Genomic DNA, 22,116 nt, shown 5'->3' with positions numbered 1-22,116 from the left:
CGTCGGCGTTGCGCACAAAGGTGAAGCGCACGCGCTGACCGACCCGAAGGCCGTCGACGGGCACGGTGTCGGGACGCAGGAAAGTCATAGTCATCGCGCCCATCTCCAGCTCGGGGATGGCGTCGGTCGCGATGGACCAGATGCTGCCGTCGATGTGCTTGACGGTGCCGTCGGCCGAGTACCGCGACGGCGCGTTCGGCGCCGGCGACGTGTCGAACGCATCGAGCCGCGCCAGCGTGCCGGCGAGGCTTGCTTCGGAATCGATCAGGAATTGGCCGGACAGCACGACGCGGTCGCCTTCGGCTACACCGTTGAGAACCGCGGTACGGCCATCGCTTTCGTGACCGACACGAACTTGCTGCGCACGGAAGCGGCCATCGCCGGCATCGACGATGACCACCTGGCGTGCGCCGGTCGCAATCACGGCCTCGGTCGGTATTTGCACGACCTCTGCATCGGCGGCACGGCCGGTGATGGCGACGCGCGCATACATGCCGGGCACGAGGCGGCGCGTCGGGTTCGGCACGACGATGCGGGCGGTCTGCGTGCGCGTCGTGACATCGAGGTCGGGCAGCAAGGTGTCAACGGTGCCGGCGAGCGAGTCGCCAGGGAATGCGGGCAGTTCCAGCGTCACGGCATTGCCCGGTGCGACGCGGCCGATCTGCGCTTCGGGAATTGCGGCATTGACCCACACGGTATCAAGACTGTTGATGCGCAGCAGCGGCGTACCAGCCGCCACACTCGCGCCGTCGCGTACGAGCAGCTCGCTGACGACGCCGGCACGCGGCGCGGCGATCGTGATGCGATCCTGGGCGCGCCCGAATCGCTCGACGGCGCGAATCTGGCCTTCGCTCATGCCGAGCAGCAGCAGGCGTTGTCGCGCGGCCGCGCGCACGGCGTCCAGTCCGTTGCTACGGGCCGTGCGCAGCGACAGGTACTCAGCCTGCGCGGCCGTCCACTCCGGCGCGATCAGCGTAAGCAAGGGCTGGCCCGCAGTGACCGTCGTCAACGGAGCACGCACGGCAAGCTGCTCGACGATACCGGCGACGCGGGCTTGCACGACCACCACGCCCCGTTCGTCGAATGTCACCGTCCCTGTCGCACGCACAGAGGCCACCGGCGTGCCACGCGTCGCGAGCGCAGTACGTACGCCGAGGTTCTGCACGAGCCGCGGCTCGATGCGCACGGTCCCCGCGTCTTCCGGCGCGTCGCCTGCGTATTTCGGGACCAGCTGCATATCCATGAACGGCGATTTGCCGGGTTGGTCAAAGTGTTGGGCCGGGACCATCGGGTCGTACCAGTACAAGACCTTTTTCTCAGTCAAAGCCGGCGCCGCGGCCGGCATGTCGCGGTGTCCACGACCGATGAACCACCCCGTCGAGCCGACGCCGACAACGATACCCACGAGCAGCGCGAGAAGCAGTGATAGGCGGTTCATGGCGTGCGCTCCGTCGGAAACGCGAAGTACAAGGTCGCCCAGGCTTGACCCAGGGTGTTCTGCAGGTCGGTGTAGGCCAACCGTTGCTCGATGGCTTCGTCTAGTGCGCGCAGCGACGCGGTGAGGTCGCCGCGGCCGCCGCGATAGGCCGCTAGCGTCGCGTCGGCGCGGTCTTCGCTCAGTGGCAGCAGCTCGCGCTCGTAGCGCTCCAAGCGATCGACTGCGCTACGCCAGGTCGTCAGCGTCTTTCGCAGCTCGGCGCCGTGCATGCGCTGCGCCGCTTCGCGCTCGGCGTCGATGCGTTCGACCAGCGCCTGCTTCGATGCGATGAGTGGGTCTTGGCGGCGCGCAGCGAACAGCGCCAGCGGCACCCGGAATTGCACCGACACCATGTTTGAGAACTGCGGTCCGCGTTGGGCGTATGCGAGCTCGAGTGACCAGTCGGGCCGCTTCTCGGCCCGGGCGAGTGCCACGTCGGCGGTCGCCGCGCGCTCGGCCGCGTCGTAGGCCAACAGTTCCCGGTGATGCGCGATGTTCGTCACCAGCGCCTCGGGATCGCCGCCCAGGTCGCGCCAGTCCGGCGGCGCACCCAGCGGGCGATCGCCCAGGTCCGGCAGCCAGCGGGCCAAATCTGCACGAGCCGTGTCGCGGTCGGCCCGCGCGGCATCCAGACGGTCCTGCAATGCGGCAATCGCCGACCGCGCGGCAATGCCTTCGGCGGCCGTTCCACGGCCGGCAGTCAGCGCTGCGGTGGCCGCAGCCAACTGCGCCTCGGCCCGTGGCTGCAGCGCCGTCAGCAGCGCTAGGCGGCGTTCCGTGGATGCCGCGGCAATCCACGCCCGCGCGACGGCTTCGTAGACGACGAGTTGCTCGTTGGTCAGCAAGGCCCGTTCGCGGTCCACGTCGATTGCGGCGCGTTCGCTGCGCAAGCGGCGTTTTTCGCGCCGCGGAAATTGCTGCGCGATGACGACCGTGCGCATGGTCATGAAGTCGCGCGTGGTGCTGAAGGCGTCGTCGCCGTTCACCGGCAAGTTCTGCAGACCGACGACGAGCTCAGGATCGGGAAGCTGACCGGCGGGGCCGACCGCGGCTTCGGCGGCCGTCACGCCTGCGGCTCGCGCACGCAGTTCGGGCGCCTGACGTTCGGCCGACTGGACGGCGTCCATCAACGACATGGGCGTGAGATCGGCCGATGTGGCCGTGCCAGCGCCGAGGGCGGTCAGCGTGGCCAGAAGAAAACGCAGTGACGCGCGCGCATGGCCGAAGCTGCGCGGGGAAAAACGAGGAGGGGATGACATGAGTATTCCACGGCAATGACGAAACGGCCGCGCACTGCGCGGCGCCACGATCAATCGCGAGCGGAGCTCAAATCTGGAAGGTGCAGTGCTGGATGCTCAGCGGCGGCGGTTGCCCGCGCGCTCGATGGGCGTACGCTTGCGTGGCGTCGTCCGGTAGCGCCGGGCGCACGTATTCACGCGACCACGTGGTCGCTGGCAGTAGCGCGGGCGGGACGGTCAGCGCCGGCGCATGATCCGATGATGGCGTGGTGGGATGGCAATGCTCGTGGCAGCGCGCCTGATCCGCTGTGTCGGGCGTGTGGCACGGCGGCGTCTCGGCAGTCGCCTGCGCGGTCGCGACCGCGATTTCCTGCGGACACAGGTACGCGGCCATCGCGAACTGCTGGAACAGCAGTCCGATCAGCGCAAACAGCGCGATCCAGCGTCGATGGCGGCGGTAGCGAAACGGCATGGGTCGGCGACGGATGTCCAAAGGGAGAAGCAATGAGACCAGCGATGACGGGGACAGCTTACGCCCTGTTTTCGACGGTAGCACCCCCACGAGACTCCAGTTCGCCTCGAAGGTTCCCATGCCTCAGTTTTGCTAGGTCGCGTGACGCCGACGGGTGGCATACACCGTCGCCTGCCAACGGGCGACGTCGCGTGCTCGCGCGAACGAACCGCGACGCCCGGAGATGTCGAATACCTCCACCTCGACGCGATTCTGCGATAGCGCTTTTCGAAACGACGCCGGCGTCGCGAACCCGAGCTCCTTCCAGAGCGAGGACGGAGGAACAAATTCCCCGTAACGGTCCGTCAAGCGCGACTCGAATTCGTTTACAAGCTCATTCATCGCGAAATGCTCGGCTCTTCACAGATCGGGTCACCATCGTCGTATCAACGGTAGACGCAATCGGCGCGAACAAACAAGGCGATGCGTTGAATCCGGGTTGCTTGCGACACGAACGTTGCAAGCGTGAACGGGATTTCTAGGACTTGCCCGTGAGTGTCGCGAATTCGCGGCGAATCTTGGCGAGGAGCGTGTCGAGTTCACCGGCGTTTCCGCCGGTATACGACAGCGCCAGCAGCGTCATCGGATGGACCGAAAGAACCTGGCAGATGGCCGTGAGTTTGTTGAGTGTCGGGCTTTTCATGCCGCGCTCGAGCGTGCTCATGTACGTGCGGCTGGACACGTCGGCAAACGCTTCCTGACTCAGGCCCCGCGCTTTGCGGGCCAACTTGAGTGCAGCAGGAAGGGATCGTTTGGTCGGCATCCGTGAACTCTCGGGAATTCGCGGATGACAACCGATTGAACCCTATCGAACTACAATCTATAGTGTTCATTTGAAAGGGATTCCTGTTTTCTAAGGGCTGTACGAGGCCGAAGCCTGGCCATTCCGCTGAGCCGTGAGGTGACGAGCCGTGCCTGCGACGAATCTCACCGCCGATCTGTATTTCGTCTCCGCGTTGCGAGCCGGTGCGGACCGGTCGCGCACCCGGCTACTGCCGCTGGCCGACCTGAAAGAGCCACTGGCGCCGCACGGCCGCTTCGCCCAGCGGATGCTGCTGGCCCTGCAGAGCCTGGGTTACATCGAACCGGAGCTGTCGCTGTCGTGGGCAGACGACTGGTTAGACTCCCGCGACTGGCTCTCGCACGGTTTCGAAAACGTCAGTTGGCGGATCCTGCGATCGGCAGGAGCGTCCAACGAGGCGCTCCACGTGTGGGGTGACGAACTCGACACCAGCCCAGGGGCATTGAGGACTTGGGCCGCTGTTTGGCAGGACCTGGCGCTGGCGGAGGTTGCCGAATATGCCCGGTGCTCGCTCGCGGACACGGGATTCAACCCGAATTGGGCCACCGACGCGGCCGAGTCGCTGCAAGCCGGCCTCACCAAATTCAGCGTCCACCAGATCATGTACTTGGTGCACATTGCGCTTCGGTCGCTCGCCCTAGAGCAACGACGACTGCTTCCGCGCGGCGGCAAGCCGGGGCACGCGTTCTCGGCGGCGATCCGCAACTACGTGCGGCGTGCGTCGACGGAAGGTTGGGTAATCCGCGCCCCATCGCATCCTTTGGATCTGCCGCGAAGCGCGATCACGGTGATCTTCGCCGAGATGGTGACGGGCCTCGGGGACCGGTACTACACGGAGCGCCCGTCACTCGACGCCTTGACGCGCTCGGTCGCTTCTCGACAGACCCAACACTGATCCCAGGTGGCCACGGTCGTGATGGTTTCCCTTCCTCCCACTGTACCGGACGGCGCTGCACTCGAGGGCCTGCTCAAACAGGCGTGCGAAGCGGCGGCGTGGCGTCCCGCGTTCTATCGCCAGCTCCTGGATAGCCATATTCTTGTGATCGTCGCTGACGAGACGCTGGCACAGAACGTCGCACGGCCTGACCGCGTGCACTTTGTGCAGTGGAAGCGTGTTGACGGCACTGCCGCCATCCCGTTCTTCTCGTCCGCGCGAACCTTCTTCGAAGCGGTGCCGCACGGAGCGAAGTGCTTGGTACTCGAGACGCGACAACTTCTCGAACTGACACGTGGCGCGATCCTCCATTTGAATCCGTACAGCGAATTCAACCTGCAAGTGATGCCGTCCGACGTCGAGGCGATACTGGCGAGCCGGTTTTTGGTCGTCCCAGAGAGCTTCGCATTGGAAACGGATCGGCAGGTGTCCTTCCGCCAGGTCGTCGATCCCCCGTTTCCCTTGTTAGACGCGCTGACGCTGCTCTATAGCCAGCTTCCGCAGGTACACGGCGCCTATGTAGCGTTGGTGAAGGGGCTCTATGACGATGCACCCGAGTCCCTGCTACTCGGCCTCGACATCGAGGGCGATCCCGAACCCGTGGTGCGGGATAGTGGCCTGGTGATCCGTGATACCTACCACGGGCCGTACAACCTCGACATTGTCCACCTCAAATCCGGCGAACGCGGGCTGTTGAGCTACGGATTCGAGCCGGCTTTCCGATTTTTCGATCGACGCATGGCGGCAGTGCTCGCGGCCCCTGCGGTGACCTCGTCGGCGCAATAGCAGAGCGTCCGGCGACCAGTGAGCCACGCCCCATGCCACGTCCCGCGGTAGCGGCCTCGGGTGACGCCCGATCCGCTAGCTCGACCGCGTAGGCACGGCGAACAGCCACCGCGCGGAGGGGAAGGCTAATGCCGCGCCGAACGCCTGGGCAAGGATGAACCCGAGCACGTCGACAGGTCGGATGCCGGCGAGGGTATCTGTCAGGGAGCGGGCGAGGGTGATCGCGGGATTGGCGAACGAGGTCGATGCGGTGAACCAGTACGCGGCACCAATCCAGGCGGCCACCATCCAGGGCGCGTCATCTGCGCGACGATGTCCGATCACGATGCACAGCAGACCGAACGTTGCCACGGCCTCGGCCAACCATTGTGCCGATCCGGTGCGTGCGTGCGTGGAGGCCTGCAACAGCGGCAGTTCGAACATGGCGTGCGCCAGGACGGCGCCGGCACAACAGCCAATAACCTGCAGGACGATGTAGACCGCAGCGTCGCCGGCCGTGAGGCGTCGACGCAGGACCTCGATCGCCGACACCGCGGGGTTGAAGTGAGCGCCGCTGATCGGCCCCAACAGCGCGATTAGGGGTGATCTTGTTTTCCGTGCAATTTGTGGCGACCTAGGCAAAAAAAGCTAGCCGAATCAGCTCACTAGGTTTGAGCGCGATCCGAGGCCCGTTGTTTTTCGTGCAGTTTGTGGCGACCTGGGAGCGGTCGCTATCACCAGCCCCCGCGTTGCCTGCCATCCCGCAGCGCTCGTATTCTGGCTGCTCGGATCTGGTCGGAGACACAGATGTCGAGCTACCTGAGTCGATTCATCGGCGCGGATCGCTTGCCGCGCAATCTGCCGGCGTTTGACATCGATGTGTACTTCCGCCTGCCGGCAGACACCATACAGGCCATTCGCGACCGATTTCACGCCGACCGCTTGCCCGGCGTCGAGAATCGAATGGTGGCGATGGCGGCGCAAATCGTCTTCCTGCGCACCACCGGGCGAGCGCTCGATAATGCCCCGCTACTCCCACCCGCATTGCTTCGAGCGCTCGGTACCGCGTTGCAGGTACAGCCGCCATCGATCGCCTCCCTGCGCTCGATCTACAAGCGCCGCGAGACAGCCTCCGAGCATCAACGTTGGGCACGCCGGCATCTGGGTATCGTTGACGTCTCCAAGGACATGCTCGCCCAGTTGTCGAGCGTCCTGTCGACGCATGCCGGCGATGTCGCCTCGATCGATGAATTGGTGACGGCTGGCGCGCACTGGCTGTATGACCAGAAGGTGCTCATCCCTGCTGACCGTGCGCTGCGGGATCTGGCGCGCGACGCGTTCGCAGGGATCGAACGTGCTGCGGTCCGCACCATCACGACAGTCATTCCAACGGATCAGCGTCAAGCCTGTCGAAAAGCCCTCTTCGCCACCCGCGGCGATGCGGGCATGACGGTGCTTGAGTGGTTGAAGACGCCGCCGCGCCGGCACAGTCCGTCGACGCTCAACGAAACGTTGGCCAAGATCGACTTTCTGAAGACGTTGCACGTCCACGAGTGGGACTTGCTGGCTATCCCCCTGGCGCGGCAGCGCGCCTACGCGCAAGCCATTGCCGGCAGGCCACCGTCCGAGTCCCGTCGTCGCAAGGACAATACCCAGTTGCTGGAAGTGATCTGCTTCCTGCGAATGACCCTGCTGGATCTCACCGACAGCGCATTGTTCCAAACCGGCCGGCGGATTGGCGATTTCTCGCGCCAGGCCTCTGGAAAGACGCAGTCGCGGCAAGCCCAGCGCTCTGGGGACTACCGCGCAGGCTTGGCCAGCATCAAAGACCTGGTGAGTGATGCGACCCGGACCCCGGAGCAGCGACTGGCCGCGATCACCGAGGTGCTGGACGCACTCGGCGATCTGTCCCCCAACAGCCATGCGGCGGTCGTCCGCGAGGCGCTGTCGGATGATCCGGTGCGCGTGCACTCGTTGCTGTCGGCGGTCTCGAACCTGGAATTTCGAGGACGACCCAACGACCGGTCGTTGAACCAGTTGCAGCAACTTCGGCAATGGGACGCGGCCGGTGTGAACGCGATACCGGCGGACCAGAAGATGGCCGTCTCCAAGGTCTGGGATCCGCTCGTCAATGCCAGCGATCGCCGCCGCGCGTTTCGGGCGCTGGAAGCCTGCACCGCGTTGGAGCTGCGCAAGGGTCTGCGCCGCGGCTCGATCTGGATCGACCACAGCCTTACCTTCCGCGAGCGCGAGCAGATGCTGATTCCTCGCGACCAATGGGAACGCGAGAAGTCGCAGTATCTGAGCGCGCTATCACTGCCGGCCGATCCCGACGCCTATGTCAACCCGATTTTGAAGCTGATCGAAGCGGGGCTGGCAGCGGTCGTCGAGGCCAAGAACGATGGCGCCGTATCGATCGATGCGCAGGGCATGCTCCGGCTGCCGGCGATGGATCCGCTGCCGGATGAAGTCGAACCGCAACGGCTGCGCGACCTGATGTACCGGCAGATCGGCAGCGTGCAGTTTCCGGACCTGATCCTGGACATCGACGCGTTGGTGAATTTCAGCGAGGTGCTGCTCGGCCGTCGCGCCGTCGACGAACACGAGCTTGTGGCGGTTTATGCGGCGCTCTTCGCGCACGGCACCGAAATCGACGCCAAGAGCGTGGCCGCGATGATTCCGCAACTGGACCCGGGCCATGTCGCCGCGGCGATGCGAGCCCTGGAGTCGCCGGGCCGCCTGCAGCGGGCGAACCGACGGGTGGTGGAGTTCCAGCGCCAGCACGCCATCGCGGCGCTGTGGGGCACCGGGAGTCTGGGCTCGAGCGACATGATGAGCATCGACGCATCGCGCAACCTGTGGAACGCGCGCGTGGATCCGCGCCGGCGCACGTACGCAGTCGGTGTCTACACACATCTGCTCGACCACCACGGCATTGTGTACAACCAGCCCGTGGTGTTGAACGAACGCCAGGCGGGGCCTGCGATCGAAGGTGTGGTGCAGCACAACGCAACCAACGAGGGAACCCGGTTGCAGCGCCTCGCGGTCGACACGCACGGCTATACGTACCCGGGCATGACCTTCGCGAAGCTGCTCGGCTTTGACCTGTGTCCGCGCCTGAAGAACCTCGCCGAGCGCAAGCTGTTCCTGCCGCGTCGGATGGATACGCCGGAAGGGTTGGAGCGCGTGGTGATCCGCGATGTGTCGCTCAAAGCGATTCGGACGGGCTGGGACGAGATGATGCGTGTGGCCGCATCGATCCTGAGTGGCCGAGTGAGTGCCACGGTGATGCTGCAACGTCTGGGCAGCGCGGCCGACGATGATCCGGTGCGCCGCGCGGCCGACCCGTTGGGTCGCTTGCTGCGCACGGCCTATTTGTGCGACTACTTTTCCAATCCTGCCTTTCGCCGTGAAATCTACACGGTGCTCAACCGCGGTGAGTCGGTCCACCAGCTGCAGCGGACCGTGTACACCGGCAAGATCGCGCCCGAACGCGGACGGCGGCGGGACGAACTGGTGGCGATCTCCGGCGCGCATACGCTGTTGACGAACGTGGTCGTGGCGTGGAACACCCATCGTATGCAAGCCGTCGTCGATCGGTGGCGTAAGGCCGGACAGACGGTCGAGGACACGTGGCTGGCGCGGATGGGGCCGGCCCACTCGAGCCACATCAACTTTCGCGGACTGTTTCGCTTCGGCATCGACCGGTATCGCGAGATGCTGATCCAAGCGCGCTCGGGCACGCGCCGCTCGGCGTAGTCGATGTGGCGGGCCGCCAGCGCGGCGAGCCAACATGAAGGCAAAATTCGATCACAGGCCGGCTCGCGCCGGTTTCGTCGCCTACCGGTCCTGGCCGATGGCCGGCAAGGCGGTCTCGATGCGCCGCTGCGCGAAGCCATCGCCGCCGTCGATGTAGCGCATGGCCGAGTGGATGTCGCGCCAGCCAACGTATTCCATCAGCGTCTTGACGTCCCAGCCGTTGTCGTTGGCCCAGCCGGCGAAACCGCGGCGCAGCGAATGGCTGCTGTACGTCGCGGCGTCGGCGACGCCGGCGGCCGCGAACACGTGGCGCAGCACACGAATTAGGCTGTTGGGGTGCAGCGCGTCGTCGGCCAGGTGTCCCCAGCGGTCGATGCGCCGGAACACCGGCCCCGCCGTGAGCGAGGACACCTCGAGCCAGGTGGTGACGGCCGCGACCGGACACCAGCGCGTGAGCGCCGGCACCTTGTAGGTCGTGCCCGTGTTCTGGCGATCGCCCTTGGTGCGCGCCAGAAAGCACGTCATGCCCTGGCCAGGAACGACTTGCAAATGCTCCACGCGAAGACGCAGCAGTTCGTCGCCCCGGAAGCCGCGCCAGAACCCGAGCAGGATCAGGGCACGATCGCGCCGATGGCGCAGCGCGTCGGCCGGCCGTGCGGTCCGATCGGCCAGCGCGGCCGCTTGCTCGAGCCCATCGGTGATGCGGGCGAGCTGTTCAAGCTGTAGCGGCGTGGCGCGCTTCTCCAGCGCTGGGTGCAGCGCCTGGATGCCCTTCATGACCTGGCGCACGTGCGAGGTGCGCGTGGGGTCGGCGAAGCCGTGCGTGGCGTGCCATTGCGCGAGCGCCGCGAGGCGGTGCCTGAGCGTGTTGATGGCAAGCGTTCCGGCATAGTCGGCGAGATAGCGCGCGACACTGTCGGCGGTGGCCGGCAGATGGCCGCCCCAGTCGACTTCAAAATGCCGCGTCGCGGCTTCGTAGCTGCGGCGCGTATTCGCGCGCGTGGCGGCTTCCAGGTACTGCTCGACGCGATTCATGCATCGATACCGGGTCGGTGCACCGCGGGGCGGCGGCCGCCTTTGGGCGCCGGCGTGGCGTTCGGCGCAGCGCGGTCCGCCGGCGTCTGCAGGTCGCTCAGGATCGCGCAGCGCGCCCGGGCGCCGCCGGCGCAGCCCTCGATGGTGCGTGCGAGCTCCTGGGCCATGCGTTGCAGGGCCTGGATGCGTCCCTGGATGTCGGCCAGGTGCTCGCGCGCGAGCCGGTCGACGTCGGCGCAGGACATATCGGTCTGCTCGGCCAACGCCAGCAGGCTCTGGATTTCCTCGAGGCTGAAGCCGAGTTCGCGGCCGCGCGTGATGAAGCACAGCCGTTCCACTTCGGCGTGGGTGTAGTCGCGATAGCCGTTGTCGCGGCGGGCAGCCTTGGACAAGAGGCCGATGCGCTCGTAGTAGCGGATCGTTTCGAGGTGGCAGCCGCTGGCGGCGGCCGCTTCGCTGATCTTCATCGACTTGACTCCGGAGCGACTACGGACTTTAGGCTAGCGCCCTTCGAAGCCCCTGACCAGGGGTGTCAGGAGCTCGACCCATGCTCGTCACTGCCGTGCGCTACGGCGCCTATCCCCTCGTCATGGGCGCGATGGCGGCGGCCGCCACGCTCGTGTTCCTCGGCGTACTGCCGGCGTGGCCGACGCTGCTGATCGCCGCGGCCGCCGGTATTGGCGCGGTGGCGCTGCTGGAGCGCCTGCAGCCGTTCGAGCGCGCCTGGCAGCGCGACCACGGCGACACGCGCGCGGATCGGCTGCACGGCCTGGTCAACTTCGCGCTCCTGGCCGGCCCCGCCTACGCGCTGCACGCGTTGCGTACGGTCATCCCGGCAGGCGTGGCGTGGCCCACCACCTGGCCGGCGTGGGTGCAGTGCCTCCTGGCCGGCGCGATCGTCGATCTGGGTCTGTATGCGATGCACCGCGTGAGTCACCGATTCGCGTGGGCCTGGCGCCTGCACGCGATCCACCACAGCGCCGAGCGCTTGTACTGGCTCAACGGCGAACGCCGGCATCCGCTGAGCGCGCTGCTCATGGCCGGCCCCGGCCTGCTCGTGGTCGTGGCGCTGGGCGCGCCGGCGCTGGTCGTGAGCGTGTGGCTGGCGCTGTTGAGCGTGCATCTGGCGTTCCAGCACGCCAACCTCGACTACTCGGTCGGGCCGCTGCGGCGCTGGCTCGGAACGGCCGAACTGCATCGCTGGCACCACAAGCGCGAGTACGAGGACGCGCAGGTCAATTTCGGCGAGTTCTGGCTGGTCTGGGACCGTCTTTTCGGCACGTTTCTCGATCGTCCCGGCCACGTCGGCGCCGGCGACGTGGGATTGCGCGAGGACACCGTCCCGGCGGCCTATGGCGCGCAGCTGCGGTGGCCGTTCCGCGCGGCACCCACACCGATCCTTCCGCGCGATGCCGCGTTCCAGGCGGCGCTGGCGCAGGGCGACGCGGCGCTCGCCGACGGTAATGCCGCGGCGGCCTATGCCGCCTTCGAGCGCGCTCACGTGCTGGGACAATCGCGCACACGAACGCATGTCCGCAGCCATGTGGCGTTCCTGCGATGGGCCATCCGGCAACGGGATGCGCGGGAAATCGTCGGTCAGCTGCTGCGCATCGCGGCGGCCGCACTCTTTACCTGGCTATGGATGCCGCGCGGCAATACCGGCGGCGCCCGCGTCAGCGCGTTCCGACGCATGCCGATTCCCACCGACCTCACGAAATTGACCGAAGGAAATTCCCGATGAGTGATTGCGGCTGCCATGCCGAGGCGAACACGGCCGCCGAGCGCCGCGTGCTATGGATTGCGCTGGCGCTCAACGCCGCGATGGCCGTCATCGGCTCGCTGGCCGGTTGGTGGGCGCAGTCAACGGGCCTCGTGGCCGACGCGCTCGACATGCTCTCCGACGCCACGGCCTATGCGATTGGTCTGGCCGCGATCGGCCGCAGCGCGCGGTTCAAGCAGCGCGCCGCCGGTGTCAGCGGCAGCCTGTTGCTGCTGCTGGGTGTCGGCGTGCTGGTCGAGGTCGGCCGCCGGGCGTGGTTCGGCAGCGAGCCGATCGGTTGGCCTATCGTCGCCACGGCGCTCGTCTCCTTGGCCGTCAATCTCACCGTGCTGCGCCTGCTGCGGCCGTTCCGCACCGGCGAAGTGCATTTGCACGCAACCTGGATTTTTACCCGCGCTGACGTCGTGGCAAATATTGGTGTGGTCGTTTCCGGCCTGTTGATTCTTGCGACGGGGTGGCGTTACCCGGACCTCGTCGTCGGCGCGCTGATCGGCCTGTACGTGTGCAAGGAAGCGCTGGAAATCTTGTCCGAGGCGCGAGAAGCCGGTCCGACGCGCGCGGTGCCCAAGGAGCGTTCCTGATGGGCGCGTCTTTGCTGCGCGGCCTGCGGCGGCAGGTTCTTGTGGGCGCCTGGCTCCTGCTGGCGACGGCGTCGGCCGGGGCCGATGTAGGGTCGGTGCCAGCGTCCGTTGCGTCGGAAAAGACGGTACTGACGCTCGACCAGGCGATCGACCGCGTCGTTGCCGTACACCCGGATCTCGCGATCTTCCGCTACACCGAGACGGGTCTGCGGGCGGCGGCCGACACCGCGGCGCAGCGGCCCGCGTTGACCGTCGGCGCGACGCTGGAGAACGCGTTCGGAACCGGCGCCGCCTCGGGCGTCCACGGTGCCGAGTTCACGCTGACGCTCGCGTCCGTGCTCGAACGGGGCGGCAAGCGTGCGGCACGCCAGGCGCTGGCTACCAGCCGCATCGACGCGCTGGCGCTGACACGGGAAGCCAAGCGCCTGGATCTTCTGGCCGAGGTGGCGCGGCGGTACCTCGATGTCGTCGCGGCGCAGGCGCAGGTCGCCATCGGCGATGCCGACGTCGCCCAGCGTGCGCGCACCGTTACGGCCGCGGCGCAGCGCCTGAAAGCCGGTGCCTCACCGGAGTCGGCGCGACTCACCGCTGAGGCGTTGCAAGCACGCGCCGAGCTGGAACGGGATCGCGCCCGCGCGAATGTCGCCGCGGCGCGCCGTCGCCTGGTGCTGCTCTGGGGCGAGCGCGAGGACAGCTTGATCGACGTCACCGGGGATCCGCGCGCGCTGCCGGCGTTGCCCGCATTCGCCGCGATCGCCACGCAACTGGAGCGCACGCCGGAACTGCAGCGCTTCGCCGACGAGACCCGTATCCGCGAGGCACGACTCCAGTTGGCGCGCAGCGCACGCACACCGGATCTGGAATGGCAGGTGGGTGTCCGTCGTCTGCAGGACGGTGCCGACTGGGGGCTGGTCGGCAGCGTGTCGATGCCGCTCGGTAGCGCGCGGCGCGCCGAACCGGACATTCGCGCGGCCACCGCTGAACGCGAAGCGCTCGCCCTAGAGCGCGAATCGAGCGAGCTGACGCTGTACGCCACGCTCGCCCAGGCCTACGGCCAGTTCGCCGCGAGCAAGGCCGAGGTCGAGCGCAGCCGCGATGATCTGCTGCCGCGCCTGCAGCGAGCGGAAGCGGCGGCCGAGCGCGCCTACCGCGCCGGCGCCTTGAGCTACCTGGAATGGGCGCAGGTGCAAAGCGAGACCACCGCGGCCCGCCAGCAGCAGCTCAGCGCCGCGATCGACGCACAGCGCGCCCTGATCGAAATCCAACGCCTCACCGGCGAACCCCTGACCGCCGATCCCGACAAGGAAGCGACACCATGATGGTCCGTCATCGATTCGGCCTCGCGGCCGCGGCCCTCCTCACCGGCCTGGCCGGCTGCCAGCGCGAGGCACCCAGCGTCGCTGCGCCGGCGGCGACCGCCGAAGCACACGGCGAGCACGAGGAGCACGAGGAGCACGGTGAAGCCACACGCACGCACATCGCGGCGGCCATGGCGCAGTCCTCCGGTATCCGCACCGCGCCGGCCGGCGCCGGCGTGATTCATGACGAGCATGCCGTACAAGGATTGCTGGTACCGATCGAAGGGCGCTACGCGCGCGTCGTGGCCCGCTTTCCGGGGCCGGTGCGCGCCGTGCGCGCCGGTATCGGCGAAACGGTGAAGGCGGGCCAGACGCTGGCGGTCGTTGAGAGCAACGTCAGCCTTTCGGAGTATGCGGTGACGGCCCCGATTGCCGGCACGGTGCTGGCGCGCAACGTCACGGTCGGGGATCTCGCCAGCGACAGGCCGCTCTTTGAGGTCGCCGATCTCTCCGCACTCTGGGTCGACGTGCACCTCTTCGGCGCCGACGCCCAGCACATCCGCCCGGGCCATACGGTGACCGTGGCGCGGCTCGCCGACGGCGCGACCGTGACGACCACGCTCGACCGGATTCTTCCCGGTACGGCAACGGCGAGCCAAAGCACGATCGCGCGCGCCACCTTGCGCAACACCGATGGCGACTGGCGGCCCGGCGCGGCCGTCCGCGCGCGCGTCAGCGTCGGCGAGTCGCCGGTGGAACTCCTCGTGCCCTTGAGTGCGATCCAACCGCTCGGCGGCCGCGACGTCGTCTTCGTCCAGGAGGGTGAGGACTACGAGGCCCGCCCGGTCAAGCTCGGCCGGCGTGATGCCCAGCACGTCGAAGTGCTGGATGGCATCGAGGCCGGTGACGCCGTGGTGATCGAGCAGAGTTTCCTGATCAAGGCCGACATCGAAAAGTCGAGTGTCGAACATGACGACTAGCCCGACGTCGTTTCTCGAACGCATCGTCCGGTTCGCGATCACCCATCGCTGGCTGATGCTGTTGCTCACCCTGGGCATTGGTGCGCTCGGCGCGTGGAGCTTCACGCGCTTGCCGATCGACGCGACGCCGGACATCACCAACGTCCAGGTGCAGATCAATACGCCGGCGCCGGGCTACTCGGCGCTCGAGGCCGAACAGCGCGTGACGTTTCCCATCGAGACGGCACTCGCGGGCCTCGCGCACCTGGAGTCGACGCGTTCGTTGTCCAAGTACGGCCTATCGCAGGTCACGGCCGTGTTCGAAGACGGCACCGACATCTACTTCGCGCGGCAACAGGTCGGTGAGCGGATCCAGCAGGTGCGCTCGCGACTGCCGGCGGCTCTGGATCCGGATTTGGGACCGGTCGCGACGGGCCTGGGTGAGATCTTCATGTACTCGGTCGAGGCCGCCCCCGACGCGCGCAAGCCCGACGGCACGCCGTGGAGCGCGATGGACCTGCGCACGCTGCAGGATTGGGTCGTGCGTCCGCAGCTGCGCACGGTACGCGGCGTCACCGACGTGAACACGATCGGTGGCTATGAGCGACAAATCCACATCACGCCAGACCCGACCAAGCTCACCACCTACGGCATCGCACTACGTGACGTCGTCGAGGCGATCGCCAAGAACAACGAAAACCTCGGTGCCGGCTACATCGAACGCCACGGCGGTCAGTACCTGGTGCGCGTGCCCGGGCAGATCGCCGATCTCGATGCGCTGCGCGACATCGTGCTGGACCGGCGCGATGGCGTGCCGATCCGCATCCGTGACGTGGCCGACGTCGGCGAAGGCCAGGAGCTGCGCACCGGTGCGGCCACCGAGAACGGCCGTGAGGTCGTGCTCGGCACGACGTTCATGCTGATCGGCGAGAACAGCCGCGCGGTGTCCCAGCGCACGGCGCAGGCCTTGGCGCAGGTACAAAAGAGCCTGCCGGAAGGCGTCACCGCCAAGACCGTCTACGACCGGACCGCGCTGGTGGATCGCACGATCGCCACCGTGGCGAAGAATCTCATTGAAGGCGCGCTCCTCGTTATCGTCGTGTTGTTCCTGTTGCTCGGCAACGTGCGTGCGGCGCTGATCACGGCCGCCGTCATTCCGCTGGCGATGCTGATGACCCTGACCGGCATGGTGCGCGGCGGTGTGTCGGGCAACCTCATGAGCTTGGGCGCGCTCGATTTCGGCCTCATCGTCGACGGCGCCGTGATCATCATCGAGAACTGCCTGCGCCGCTTCGGTGAAGCCCAGCAGCGCCTGGGCCGCGTGCTCAACCGCGAAGAACGCTTCGAGGTCACCGCACAGGCGACGACCGAGGTCATCCGGCCGAGCCTCTTCGGCGTCGGCATCATCACGGCGGTGTACGTACCGATCTTTGCGCTCTCGGGTGTCGAAGGAAAGATGTTCCACCCGATGGCGATCACTGTCGTGCTCGCGCTGGGCAGCGCGATGGCGCTCTCGCTGACGTTCATTCCGGCGGTCGTGGCACTCTCGCTCGGCGGGCGTGTGGCCGACCACGAGAATGCCATCTTGCGCGCCGCACGCCGGGTCTACGAACCCGTGCTGCGAACGGTGCTACGCGCACCGGTGCTGACCGTCGCGGCGGCTACGCTCCTGGTCGTTGTCACCGGCTTTGCCGCGCAGCGTCTCGGGACTGAGTTCATCCCAAGCCTCGACGAAGGTGACGTGCTGGTCCAGCCGCTGCGCACGCCCGGAACCAGCCTCACACAATCCTTGGCGATGCAGATCCAGCTCGAGAAGCGCCTGCAGCAGGTACCCGAAGTCGCCGGCGTGTTCAGCAAGATCGGCACAGCCGAAATCGCAAGTGATCCCATGCCGCCGTCGATCGCAGACACCTACGTCATGCTGAAGCCGCGCGAGCAGTGGCCAAACCCGCGCAAACCCAAGGCCGAGCTGGTGGAAGAGATCGAGCACGCAGCGAAGGAGCTGCCCGGCAGCAACTACGAACTCACCCAACCGATCCAGATGCGCACGAACGAACTGATCTCCGGCGTGCGTGCCGATGTCGCGATCAAGGTCTATGGCGATGACTTGGACACCTTGGCGGCGGTCGCCGGCAAGATCGAAGCGGTGACAAAGAAGATCCCCGGCGCGGCGGACGTGAAGCGCGAGCCGATCACGGGATTGCCGATGCTGACGATCGTGCCGGATCGCGCAGCGCTCGCGCGCTTCGGACTCAACGCCAGCGACGTGCAGGCGGTGGTCGGCACCGCGATCGGCGGCACGGTGGCCGGTCAGCTGTTCGAGGGTGATCGCCGCTTCGACCTGGTCGTGCGGCTGCCCGAGGCCTTGCGGCAGGATGCAGCGGCACTGGGCGACTTGCCGGTGCCCATGCCGGTGCACGGCAACGCCGATGAATCCAGCCGGCTCGCCGATTGGCAGGCCGGCGCGCCCGCGTACATCCCGCTGCGCGAGGTCGCGCGGATCGAGGACCAAATCGGCCCGAACCAGATCAACCGCGAGAACGGCAAGCGCCGCGTCGTCGTCACCGCCAACGTGCGCGGCCGCGACCTCGGCGGCTTCATCGCCGACCTGCAACAACGCATCGACGCGGAGGTGAAGGTGCCGGCGGGCTACTGGATCGGCTACGGCGGCACGTTCGAACAACTGCAGTCGGCGAGCCAGCGCTTGTCGATCGTCGTGCCCGTCACATTACTCGTGATCTTCGGCCTGCTGTTCATGGTGTTCGGCTCGGCGCGCGATGCGTTCGTGGTCTTCAGCGGCGTACCGCTGGCGTTGACCGGCGGCGTGTTCGCGCTGTTGCTGCGCGGGATCCCGTTCTCGATTTCCGCCGGCGTTGGCTTCATCGCCTTGTCGGGCGTTGCCGTCTTGAACGGCCTGGTCATGATCGCGTTCATCCGGAAACTGCGCGATGAAGGGGATCGGCTGGAGGATGCGATCTTCGACGGCGCGCTCGGGCGCTTGCGCCCCGTCCTGATGACCGCACTAGTCGCGTCGCTGGGTTTCGTGCCGATGGCGTTCAATGTCGGCGCCGGCGCCGAGGTGCAGCGTCCGTTGGCCACGGTCGTCATCGGTGGCATCGTCTCGTCGACCTTGCTGACGCTGCTGGTGCTGCCCGCGCTATATCGCCTCGTCCATGCGACACGCAACCGCCGCAGCACCGCCGCGGCGATGGCGACGTGAGGCACGCAACATTGCGGCGGGCCGAGTTAGCCGGCGTCGCGCATGCTCGATGAATTCTCCCTATCACTGGAAACTGCCTGTGTCTTGGTTATCACGTGGGATAATGGGTGCGTTGTGCGCGCTGCTGGTCGTACTGCCGCTGCACGCCGCAACGACGCCGGCCGTGGAGGCGGACGTGCGTCAGGTCTGGCAATTACTGGACTATGTGGGCGTGGACTACGGTAGTGCGGTGGCCAACCACGCCGTCGTGAGTGCGACCGAGTACCAGGAGATACAGGAGTTCGTGGCGACGGCCCGAACGCGCCTGGCGTCGCTCCCCGCGAGCAACGAGCGCGACACGCACCTGGCACAAGCCGACCAGCTGGTCGGCGCGGTCGCGGCGAAGGCCGATGCCGCCGAGGTAGCGCGCCTGGCACACGGATTGGCCGACGCATTGCTGGCCACCTACGGCATCGCGGTGGCGCCTCGCGCCGTGCCGGATCTGTCGCGCGCCCAGACGCTGTACGTCAGCCAATGCAGCAGTTGCCACGGGCTGACCGGCCACGCGGACGGACCCGCCGCCGCGGCGCTCTCGCCACCGCCCGTGGCCTTTGCCGATGCGGCCCGCGCGCGTGAGCGCAGCACATTCGCCCTGTACCAGGTCATCAGCCAGGGCGTGGCCGGAACGGCCATGCCGGCCTTTACGACGCTCTCTGACGAGGAACGCTGGGCGCTGGCGTTTCGCGTCGGAACGCTGGCGTATCCGCCCACACTGCAACGCGACGGCGAGCAGTTGTGGCAGGCAACCCCGGCGCTGCGCGAGCGCTTCCCGAACCTGGATGCGGTGACGCGCATCACCGAGGCCGAACTCAGCGCGAGTCTGGGCGAGCAACCGGCGCGTGCGGCGCTGGCTTATCTGCGCGCGCACCCGGAGGCTGTCACGGCAAGCCGTACGACGGCCGCAAGCCTCGTGCTCGCGCGGCAGCGGTTGAAGGAAAGCCAAACCGCATACACCGCCGGCGATCCGGCGCGTGCCACCGCGCTGGCCTTGTCCGCCTACCTGGACGGTTTCGAGCCGGTGGAACCGTCGCTGGCGCTGCACGATCGTGCGCTATTGGATCGCGTCGAACACGCCATGGGCGAATACCGTGCCCGCATCGCGCGCGGCGCTCCCGTCGCTGACATTGCGGCGCAAGCCGACGTGCTGCGCACGCTGATCGACAGTGCGGACACCGCACTTAGCACCTCGAGTGCCGATGCGACGACCGCCTTCCTCGGCAGCCTGACCATTCTGCTGCGTGAGGGACTGGAGGCGTTGCTGATCGTGATTGCGATGATCGCGTTTCTGCGCAAAGCCGAACGGACCGACGTCCTGCGGTATGTCCATGCGGGTTGGATGGGCGCGTTGCTGGCCGGTCTGCTCACCTGGGGTATCGCCACCTATGTGGTCAGCGTCAGTGGTGCCGGGCGCGAGGTGACGGAAGGCATCTCCTCGTTGTTCGCCGCGGCCGTCTTGTTGGGCGTTGGGATCTGGATGCACCAGAAGAGTCTTGCCGGTCGCTGGCAGCAGTACGTGCGCGAGAAACTGTCGGCCGCCCTGACACGGCGCTCCGCCTGGTTCCTGTTCGCGCTCGCGTTCATTTCGGTGTATCGCGAGGTGTTCGAGACGATCCTGTTCTACATCGCGTTGTGGAACGAGAACAACGGCCTCGCGCTGCTGGCCGGTCTCGTGACTGGTGTCGTTCTGCTGGGTGTCATCGCGGTCGTCCTGCTTCGCTACAGCAAGCGCCTGCCCATCGCGCAGTTCTTTAGCTGGAGTTCGTTGTTGATTGCCGTCCTCGCCGTGGTGCTCGCCGGCAAGGGAGTCGCCGCGCTGCAGGAGGCCGGATGGGTTGCGGTGCAGCCGATCGATGGTCCCCGTTTGGCGCTACTGGGCATTTATCCCTCGCTCCAGCCAGTGCTCGCGCAACTGGCGGTCCTGATCGTTGCGGTCCTTGGATTCGTGGTGAACCGGCGCAGTGGCAAACCAACAACCGCGGATCGCCGCTAGGCGATCATGCGGAGCGCTTCAGCGCGACGAAGAGCCTTCTTACTCGTCGCGCCGAAGCGCCACCTGGCAGTCGGTAGGGTCGATCCGCACGCGGTCACCGCGCTGCACGGTCAGGCCGTCCGGCAGCACGACGGTATGCAGGCGTCGGTAGCGCCCGTGCGGAACACCCACGATGACCCAGCGCCGGGCGGCACGTTCCTGCGGCGTCAGCAACGCGGCACAGCGGTGCTCGGAAGGGTCCACGATGGCCGTGCCATCAATGACCGCGTTGACCCAACCCAGACGTTCCGTCGTGGGCGGTGTCACGGCATGAACGCACCCCGTGAGCACGACGACACTCAGCATGAGAAGCCACCGCGCACGGCCGGCTGCTACGCCCGTCCACGGTGCGCTGGGCCCGGTTCCGACATGGCTCATCGGGATGCTCCATCGTTCGCCGGCGGCCAGCCTAGGGGCTGTAGCCGCTACGGAGTCAAGCCCGCCCGATGGTCTTCCGCAGCCTGAGGTGCCGGCGCCGCGCTGATCGCAGCGTCAGGCCGTGCGCGGTCGTAGCGACGCGGCTTGCCGTCAAGTCGCTCGGCCTGCACGCAGGGCGGCGCGCCGACCGCGACCACGCGCGCATGCCCCACGGGGTGATAGCGCGGACTTGCCGGCGTGCCTTTCGAGAACGGGATCCACTCGCGCTCGAGCGAAAGCGTGTCGCCGACCGCCGGCACCGGCGCATGCCGAAAGCACAGCGTCAGCGTGTCACCGTCGATCGCCGTGATCGAACCGTCACCGGAGTGAGCCGAGGATTCCGCCTGCGCAGACCCGGTCGCGACTAGCAAACCGAGCACCAGACCGATGACGAACGAGAGCGTTGAACGATTCATGGGAAATTCTCCTGTGTTGGGAACGACGCACTCGCGCGCCGAGCGCGCGAGCGCCGTCACGCCGGCGTCGCCGGTACGTGGGAAGAAGCAGAGCAATCGAGACCGGGCGAAGCGCGCAGCGAACGCTCGCGCAGCAGCCGAAAGACGACTGGGATGACGAGCATCGACAGCAGCGGCGCGGTGATCATTCCGCCGACCATGGGCGCGGCGATGCGCTGCATGATTTCCGAGCCCGTGCCGGTGCCGATGAGAATCGGCAGCAGGCCGGCCAGGATCACCGCCACGGTCATCGCTTTCGGGCGCACGCGCTGCACGGCGCCTTCGCGGATCGCCTCGAGCAAGGTATCCGGCGTCGCCGGCTCGCCGGCGGCTAGACGCCGTTCCCACGCATGCTTCAGGTACAACAGCATGATCACGCCGAACTCGGCCGACACGCCCGCGAGCGCGATGAAGCCGACCGCGGTCGCGATCGAGAACGCGTGCCCGAGCGTATACATCAGCCAGAACCCACCAATCAGCGCGAACGGCACGCTGGCCAGGATCAGCACCGCCTCGTCGACGCGCCCGAACGTCACGTACAGCAGCACGAAGATGATCAGCAGCGTCGCCGGAATCACGACGCGCAGCTTGGCCATCGCGTGCTCGAAGTACTCGAACTGGCCCGACCAGGTGATCGACGTGCCGGCCGGCAACACGACGTCGCGCGCGACACGCTCACGCAGGTCGTGCACGACCGAGGCCAGGTCACGGCCGCGCGCGTCCACATAGATCCAGCCGGACAAGCGTGCATTCTCGCTCTTGATCATCGGCGGGCCGTCGCTGATCTCAATGCGCGAGACGCCGCCCAGCGTGATCT

The 22,116-nt window shown here is 67.1% G+C and carries 18 protein-coding genes and 1 pseudogene; 9 read left to right on the top strand and 10 right to left on the bottom strand.

The features are described from left to right. The 4 genes from RUU78_RS25670 to RUU78_RS25655 form a co-directional block, all read right to left on the bottom strand. Window positions 1-1,438 (bottom strand): efflux RND transporter periplasmic adaptor subunit (locus RUU78_RS25670; protein WP_313920759.1); only part of this gene is annotated, 1,438 nt, incomplete at its 3' end. Continuing rightward, window positions 1,435-2,736 carry a TolC family protein gene (locus RUU78_RS25665; protein ID WP_313920758.1) on the bottom strand — a complete coding sequence of 434 codons (1,302 nt, stop codon included), beginning with the start codon at window positions 2,734-2,736 and terminating at the stop codon, window positions 1,435-1,437. The genes RUU78_RS25665 and RUU78_RS25670, both read right to left, overlap by 4 nt. Window positions 2,737-2,803: 67 nt before the next feature. After that, window positions 2,804-3,187, bottom strand: a complete 384-nt coding sequence (locus RUU78_RS25660; protein WP_313920756.1) for a hypothetical protein — start codon at window positions 3,185-3,187, stop codon at window positions 2,804-2,806. Window positions 3,188-3,704: 517 nt separating this feature from the next. Further along, window positions 3,705-3,989, bottom strand: a complete 285-nt coding sequence (locus tag RUU78_RS25655; protein ID WP_313920754.1) for a helix-turn-helix transcriptional regulator — start codon at window positions 3,987-3,989, stop codon at window positions 3,705-3,707. A 148-nt stretch (window positions 3,990-4,137) separates the two neighbouring features. Here RUU78_RS25655 and RUU78_RS25650 point away from each other — a divergent pair, with 148 nt between their 5' ends. Continuing rightward, entirely contained in the window at window positions 4,138-4,923 is a 786-nt protein-coding gene (locus tag RUU78_RS25650; protein WP_313920752.1) for a hypothetical protein, read from the top strand. 6 nt (window positions 4,924-4,929) lie between these two features. Continuing rightward, entirely contained in the window at window positions 4,930-5,748 is an 819-nt protein-coding gene (locus RUU78_RS25645; RefSeq protein WP_313920751.1) for an enhanced serine sensitivity protein SseB C-terminal domain-containing protein, read from the top strand. Between the two features lie 75 nt (window positions 5,749-5,823). Here RUU78_RS25645 and RUU78_RS25640 read toward each other — a convergent pair whose 3' ends face one another. Beyond that, window positions 5,824-6,315 (bottom strand): aquaporin, encoded by a 492-nt coding sequence (locus RUU78_RS25640; protein WP_313920749.1) that lies wholly within the window; start codon window positions 6,313-6,315, stop codon window positions 5,824-5,826. Window positions 6,316-6,534: 219 nt separating this feature from the next. Here RUU78_RS25640 and RUU78_RS25635 point away from each other — a divergent pair, with 219 nt between their 5' ends. After that, window positions 6,535-9,486 (top strand): Tn3 family transposase, encoded by a 2,952-nt coding sequence (locus tag RUU78_RS25635; RefSeq protein WP_313920747.1) that lies wholly within the window; start codon window positions 6,535-6,537, stop codon window positions 9,484-9,486. Between the two features lie 102 nt (window positions 9,487-9,588). Here RUU78_RS25635 and RUU78_RS25630 read toward each other — a convergent pair. Both RUU78_RS25630 and RUU78_RS25625 read right to left on the bottom strand, forming a co-directional pair. Next, window positions 9,589-10,521: pseudogene (locus RUU78_RS25630) on the bottom strand (tyrosine-type recombinase/integrase); the annotation flags it as partial. Then, window positions 10,518-10,988: a helix-turn-helix domain-containing protein gene (locus RUU78_RS25625; RefSeq protein WP_313920745.1), complete on the bottom strand. Its 471-nt coding sequence runs from the start codon at window positions 10,986-10,988 to the stop codon at window positions 10,518-10,520. The pseudogene RUU78_RS25630 and the gene RUU78_RS25625, both read right to left, overlap by 4 nt. 80 nt (window positions 10,989-11,068) lie before the next feature. Between RUU78_RS25625 and RUU78_RS25620 the strand changes: the two genes are divergently transcribed. From RUU78_RS25620 to RUU78_RS25595, 6 genes are all read left to right on the top strand, one after another. Continuing rightward, entirely contained in the window at window positions 11,069-12,262 is a 1,194-nt protein-coding gene (locus tag RUU78_RS25620; protein ID WP_313920744.1) for a DUF3703 domain-containing protein, read from the top strand. Continuing rightward, window positions 12,259-12,882, top strand: coding sequence for a cation transporter (locus RUU78_RS25615; RefSeq protein WP_313920743.1), 624 nt, complete (start codon window positions 12,259-12,261; stop codon window positions 12,880-12,882). The genes RUU78_RS25620 and RUU78_RS25615 overlap by 4 nt, the downstream gene beginning before the upstream one ends. Further along, the gene (locus RUU78_RS25610) at window positions 12,882-14,201 is read left to right on the top strand and encodes a TolC family protein (protein ID WP_313920742.1); all 1,320 of its coding nucleotides are present in this window, start codon (window positions 12,882-12,884) and stop codon (window positions 14,199-14,201) included. The genes RUU78_RS25615 and RUU78_RS25610 overlap by 1 nt, the downstream gene beginning before the upstream one ends. Before the next feature lie 170 nt (window positions 14,202-14,371). Next, window positions 14,372-15,160 carry an efflux RND transporter periplasmic adaptor subunit gene (locus RUU78_RS25605; protein ID WP_313920741.1) on the top strand — a complete coding sequence of 263 codons (789 nt, stop codon included), beginning with the start codon at window positions 14,372-14,374 and terminating at the stop codon, window positions 15,158-15,160. After that, the gene (locus RUU78_RS25600; protein WP_313920740.1) at window positions 15,150-18,359 is read left to right on the top strand and encodes a CusA/CzcA family heavy metal efflux RND transporter; all 3,210 of its coding nucleotides are present in this window, start codon (window positions 15,150-15,152) and stop codon (window positions 18,357-18,359) included. The genes RUU78_RS25605 and RUU78_RS25600 overlap by 11 nt, the downstream gene beginning before the upstream one ends. A gap of 103 nt (window positions 18,360-18,462) precedes the next feature. Then, complete coding sequence (locus RUU78_RS25595; RefSeq protein ID WP_313920738.1) at window positions 18,463-20,388, top strand: FTR1 family protein; 1,926 nt, start codon at window positions 18,463-18,465, stop codon at window positions 20,386-20,388. 39 nt (window positions 20,389-20,427) lie between these two features. Here the strand turns inward: RUU78_RS25595 and RUU78_RS25590 are convergent, their stop codons facing one another. The 3 genes from RUU78_RS25590 to RUU78_RS25580 form a co-directional block, all read right to left on the bottom strand. Continuing rightward, entirely contained in the window at window positions 20,428-20,733 is a 306-nt protein-coding gene (locus RUU78_RS25590) for a hypothetical protein (RefSeq protein ID WP_313920737.1), read from the bottom strand. 119 nt (window positions 20,734-20,852) lie between these two features. Beyond that, window positions 20,853-21,260, bottom strand: coding sequence for a hypothetical protein (locus RUU78_RS25585; RefSeq protein WP_313920734.1), 408 nt, complete (start codon window positions 21,258-21,260; stop codon window positions 20,853-20,855). 56 nt (window positions 21,261-21,316) lie between these two features. Further along, window positions 21,317-22,116: efflux RND transporter permease subunit (locus tag RUU78_RS25580; RefSeq protein ID WP_313920732.1), on the bottom strand; the 800-nt coding region annotated here is incomplete at its 5' end.

The sequence above is a fragment of the Tahibacter sp. genome (genome assembly GCF_032229445.1).
In the GTDB taxonomy this organism is placed as follows: Bacteria; Pseudomonadota; Gammaproteobacteria; order Xanthomonadales; family Rhodanobacteraceae; genus Tahibacter.
This window is presented reverse-complemented; position numbering and strand designations above follow the sequence as displayed.

Excerpts from the sequence above, each read along its gene's own strand:
- RUU78_RS25665 (WP_313920758.1), bottom strand. The coding sequence starts at position 2,736 with ATGTCATCCCCTCCTCGTTTTTCCCCGCGCAGCTTCGGCCATGCGCGC.
- RUU78_RS25625 (WP_313920745.1), bottom strand. The coding sequence starts at position 10,988 with ATGAAGATCAGCGAAGCGGCCGCCGCCAGCGGCTGCCACCTCGAAACG.
- RUU78_RS25635 (WP_313920747.1), top strand. The coding sequence starts at position 6,535 with ATGTCGAGCTACCTGAGTCGATTCATCGGCGCGGATCGCTTGCCGCGC.
- RUU78_RS25660 (WP_313920756.1), bottom strand. The coding sequence starts at position 3,187 with ATGCCGTTTCGCTACCGCCGCCATCGACGCTGGATCGCGCTGTTTGCG.
- RUU78_RS25595 (WP_313920738.1), top strand. The coding sequence starts at position 18,463 with ATGGGTGCGTTGTGCGCGCTGCTGGTCGTACTGCCGCTGCACGCCGCA.
- RUU78_RS25610 (WP_313920742.1), top strand. The coding sequence starts at position 12,882 with ATGGGCGCGTCTTTGCTGCGCGGCCTGCGGCGGCAGGTTCTTGTGGGC.
- RUU78_RS25585 (WP_313920734.1), bottom strand. The coding sequence starts at position 21,260 with ATGAATCGTTCAACGCTCTCGTTCGTCATCGGTCTGGTGCTCGGTTTG.
- RUU78_RS25590 (WP_313920737.1), bottom strand. The coding sequence starts at position 20,733 with ATGCTGAGTGTCGTCGTGCTCACGGGGTGCGTTCATGCCGTGACACCG.
- RUU78_RS25655 (WP_313920754.1), bottom strand. The coding sequence starts at position 3,989 with ATGCCGACCAAACGATCCCTTCCTGCTGCACTCAAGTTGGCCCGCAAA.
- RUU78_RS25600 (WP_313920740.1), top strand. The coding sequence starts at position 15,150 with ATGACGACTAGCCCGACGTCGTTTCTCGAACGCATCGTCCGGTTCGCG.
- RUU78_RS25615 (WP_313920743.1), top strand. The coding sequence starts at position 12,259 with ATGAGTGATTGCGGCTGCCATGCCGAGGCGAACACGGCCGCCGAGCGC.
- RUU78_RS25620 (WP_313920744.1), top strand. The coding sequence starts at position 11,069 with ATGCTCGTCACTGCCGTGCGCTACGGCGCCTATCCCCTCGTCATGGGC.
- RUU78_RS25605 (WP_313920741.1), top strand. The coding sequence starts at position 14,372 with ATGGCGCAGTCCTCCGGTATCCGCACCGCGCCGGCCGGCGCCGGCGTG.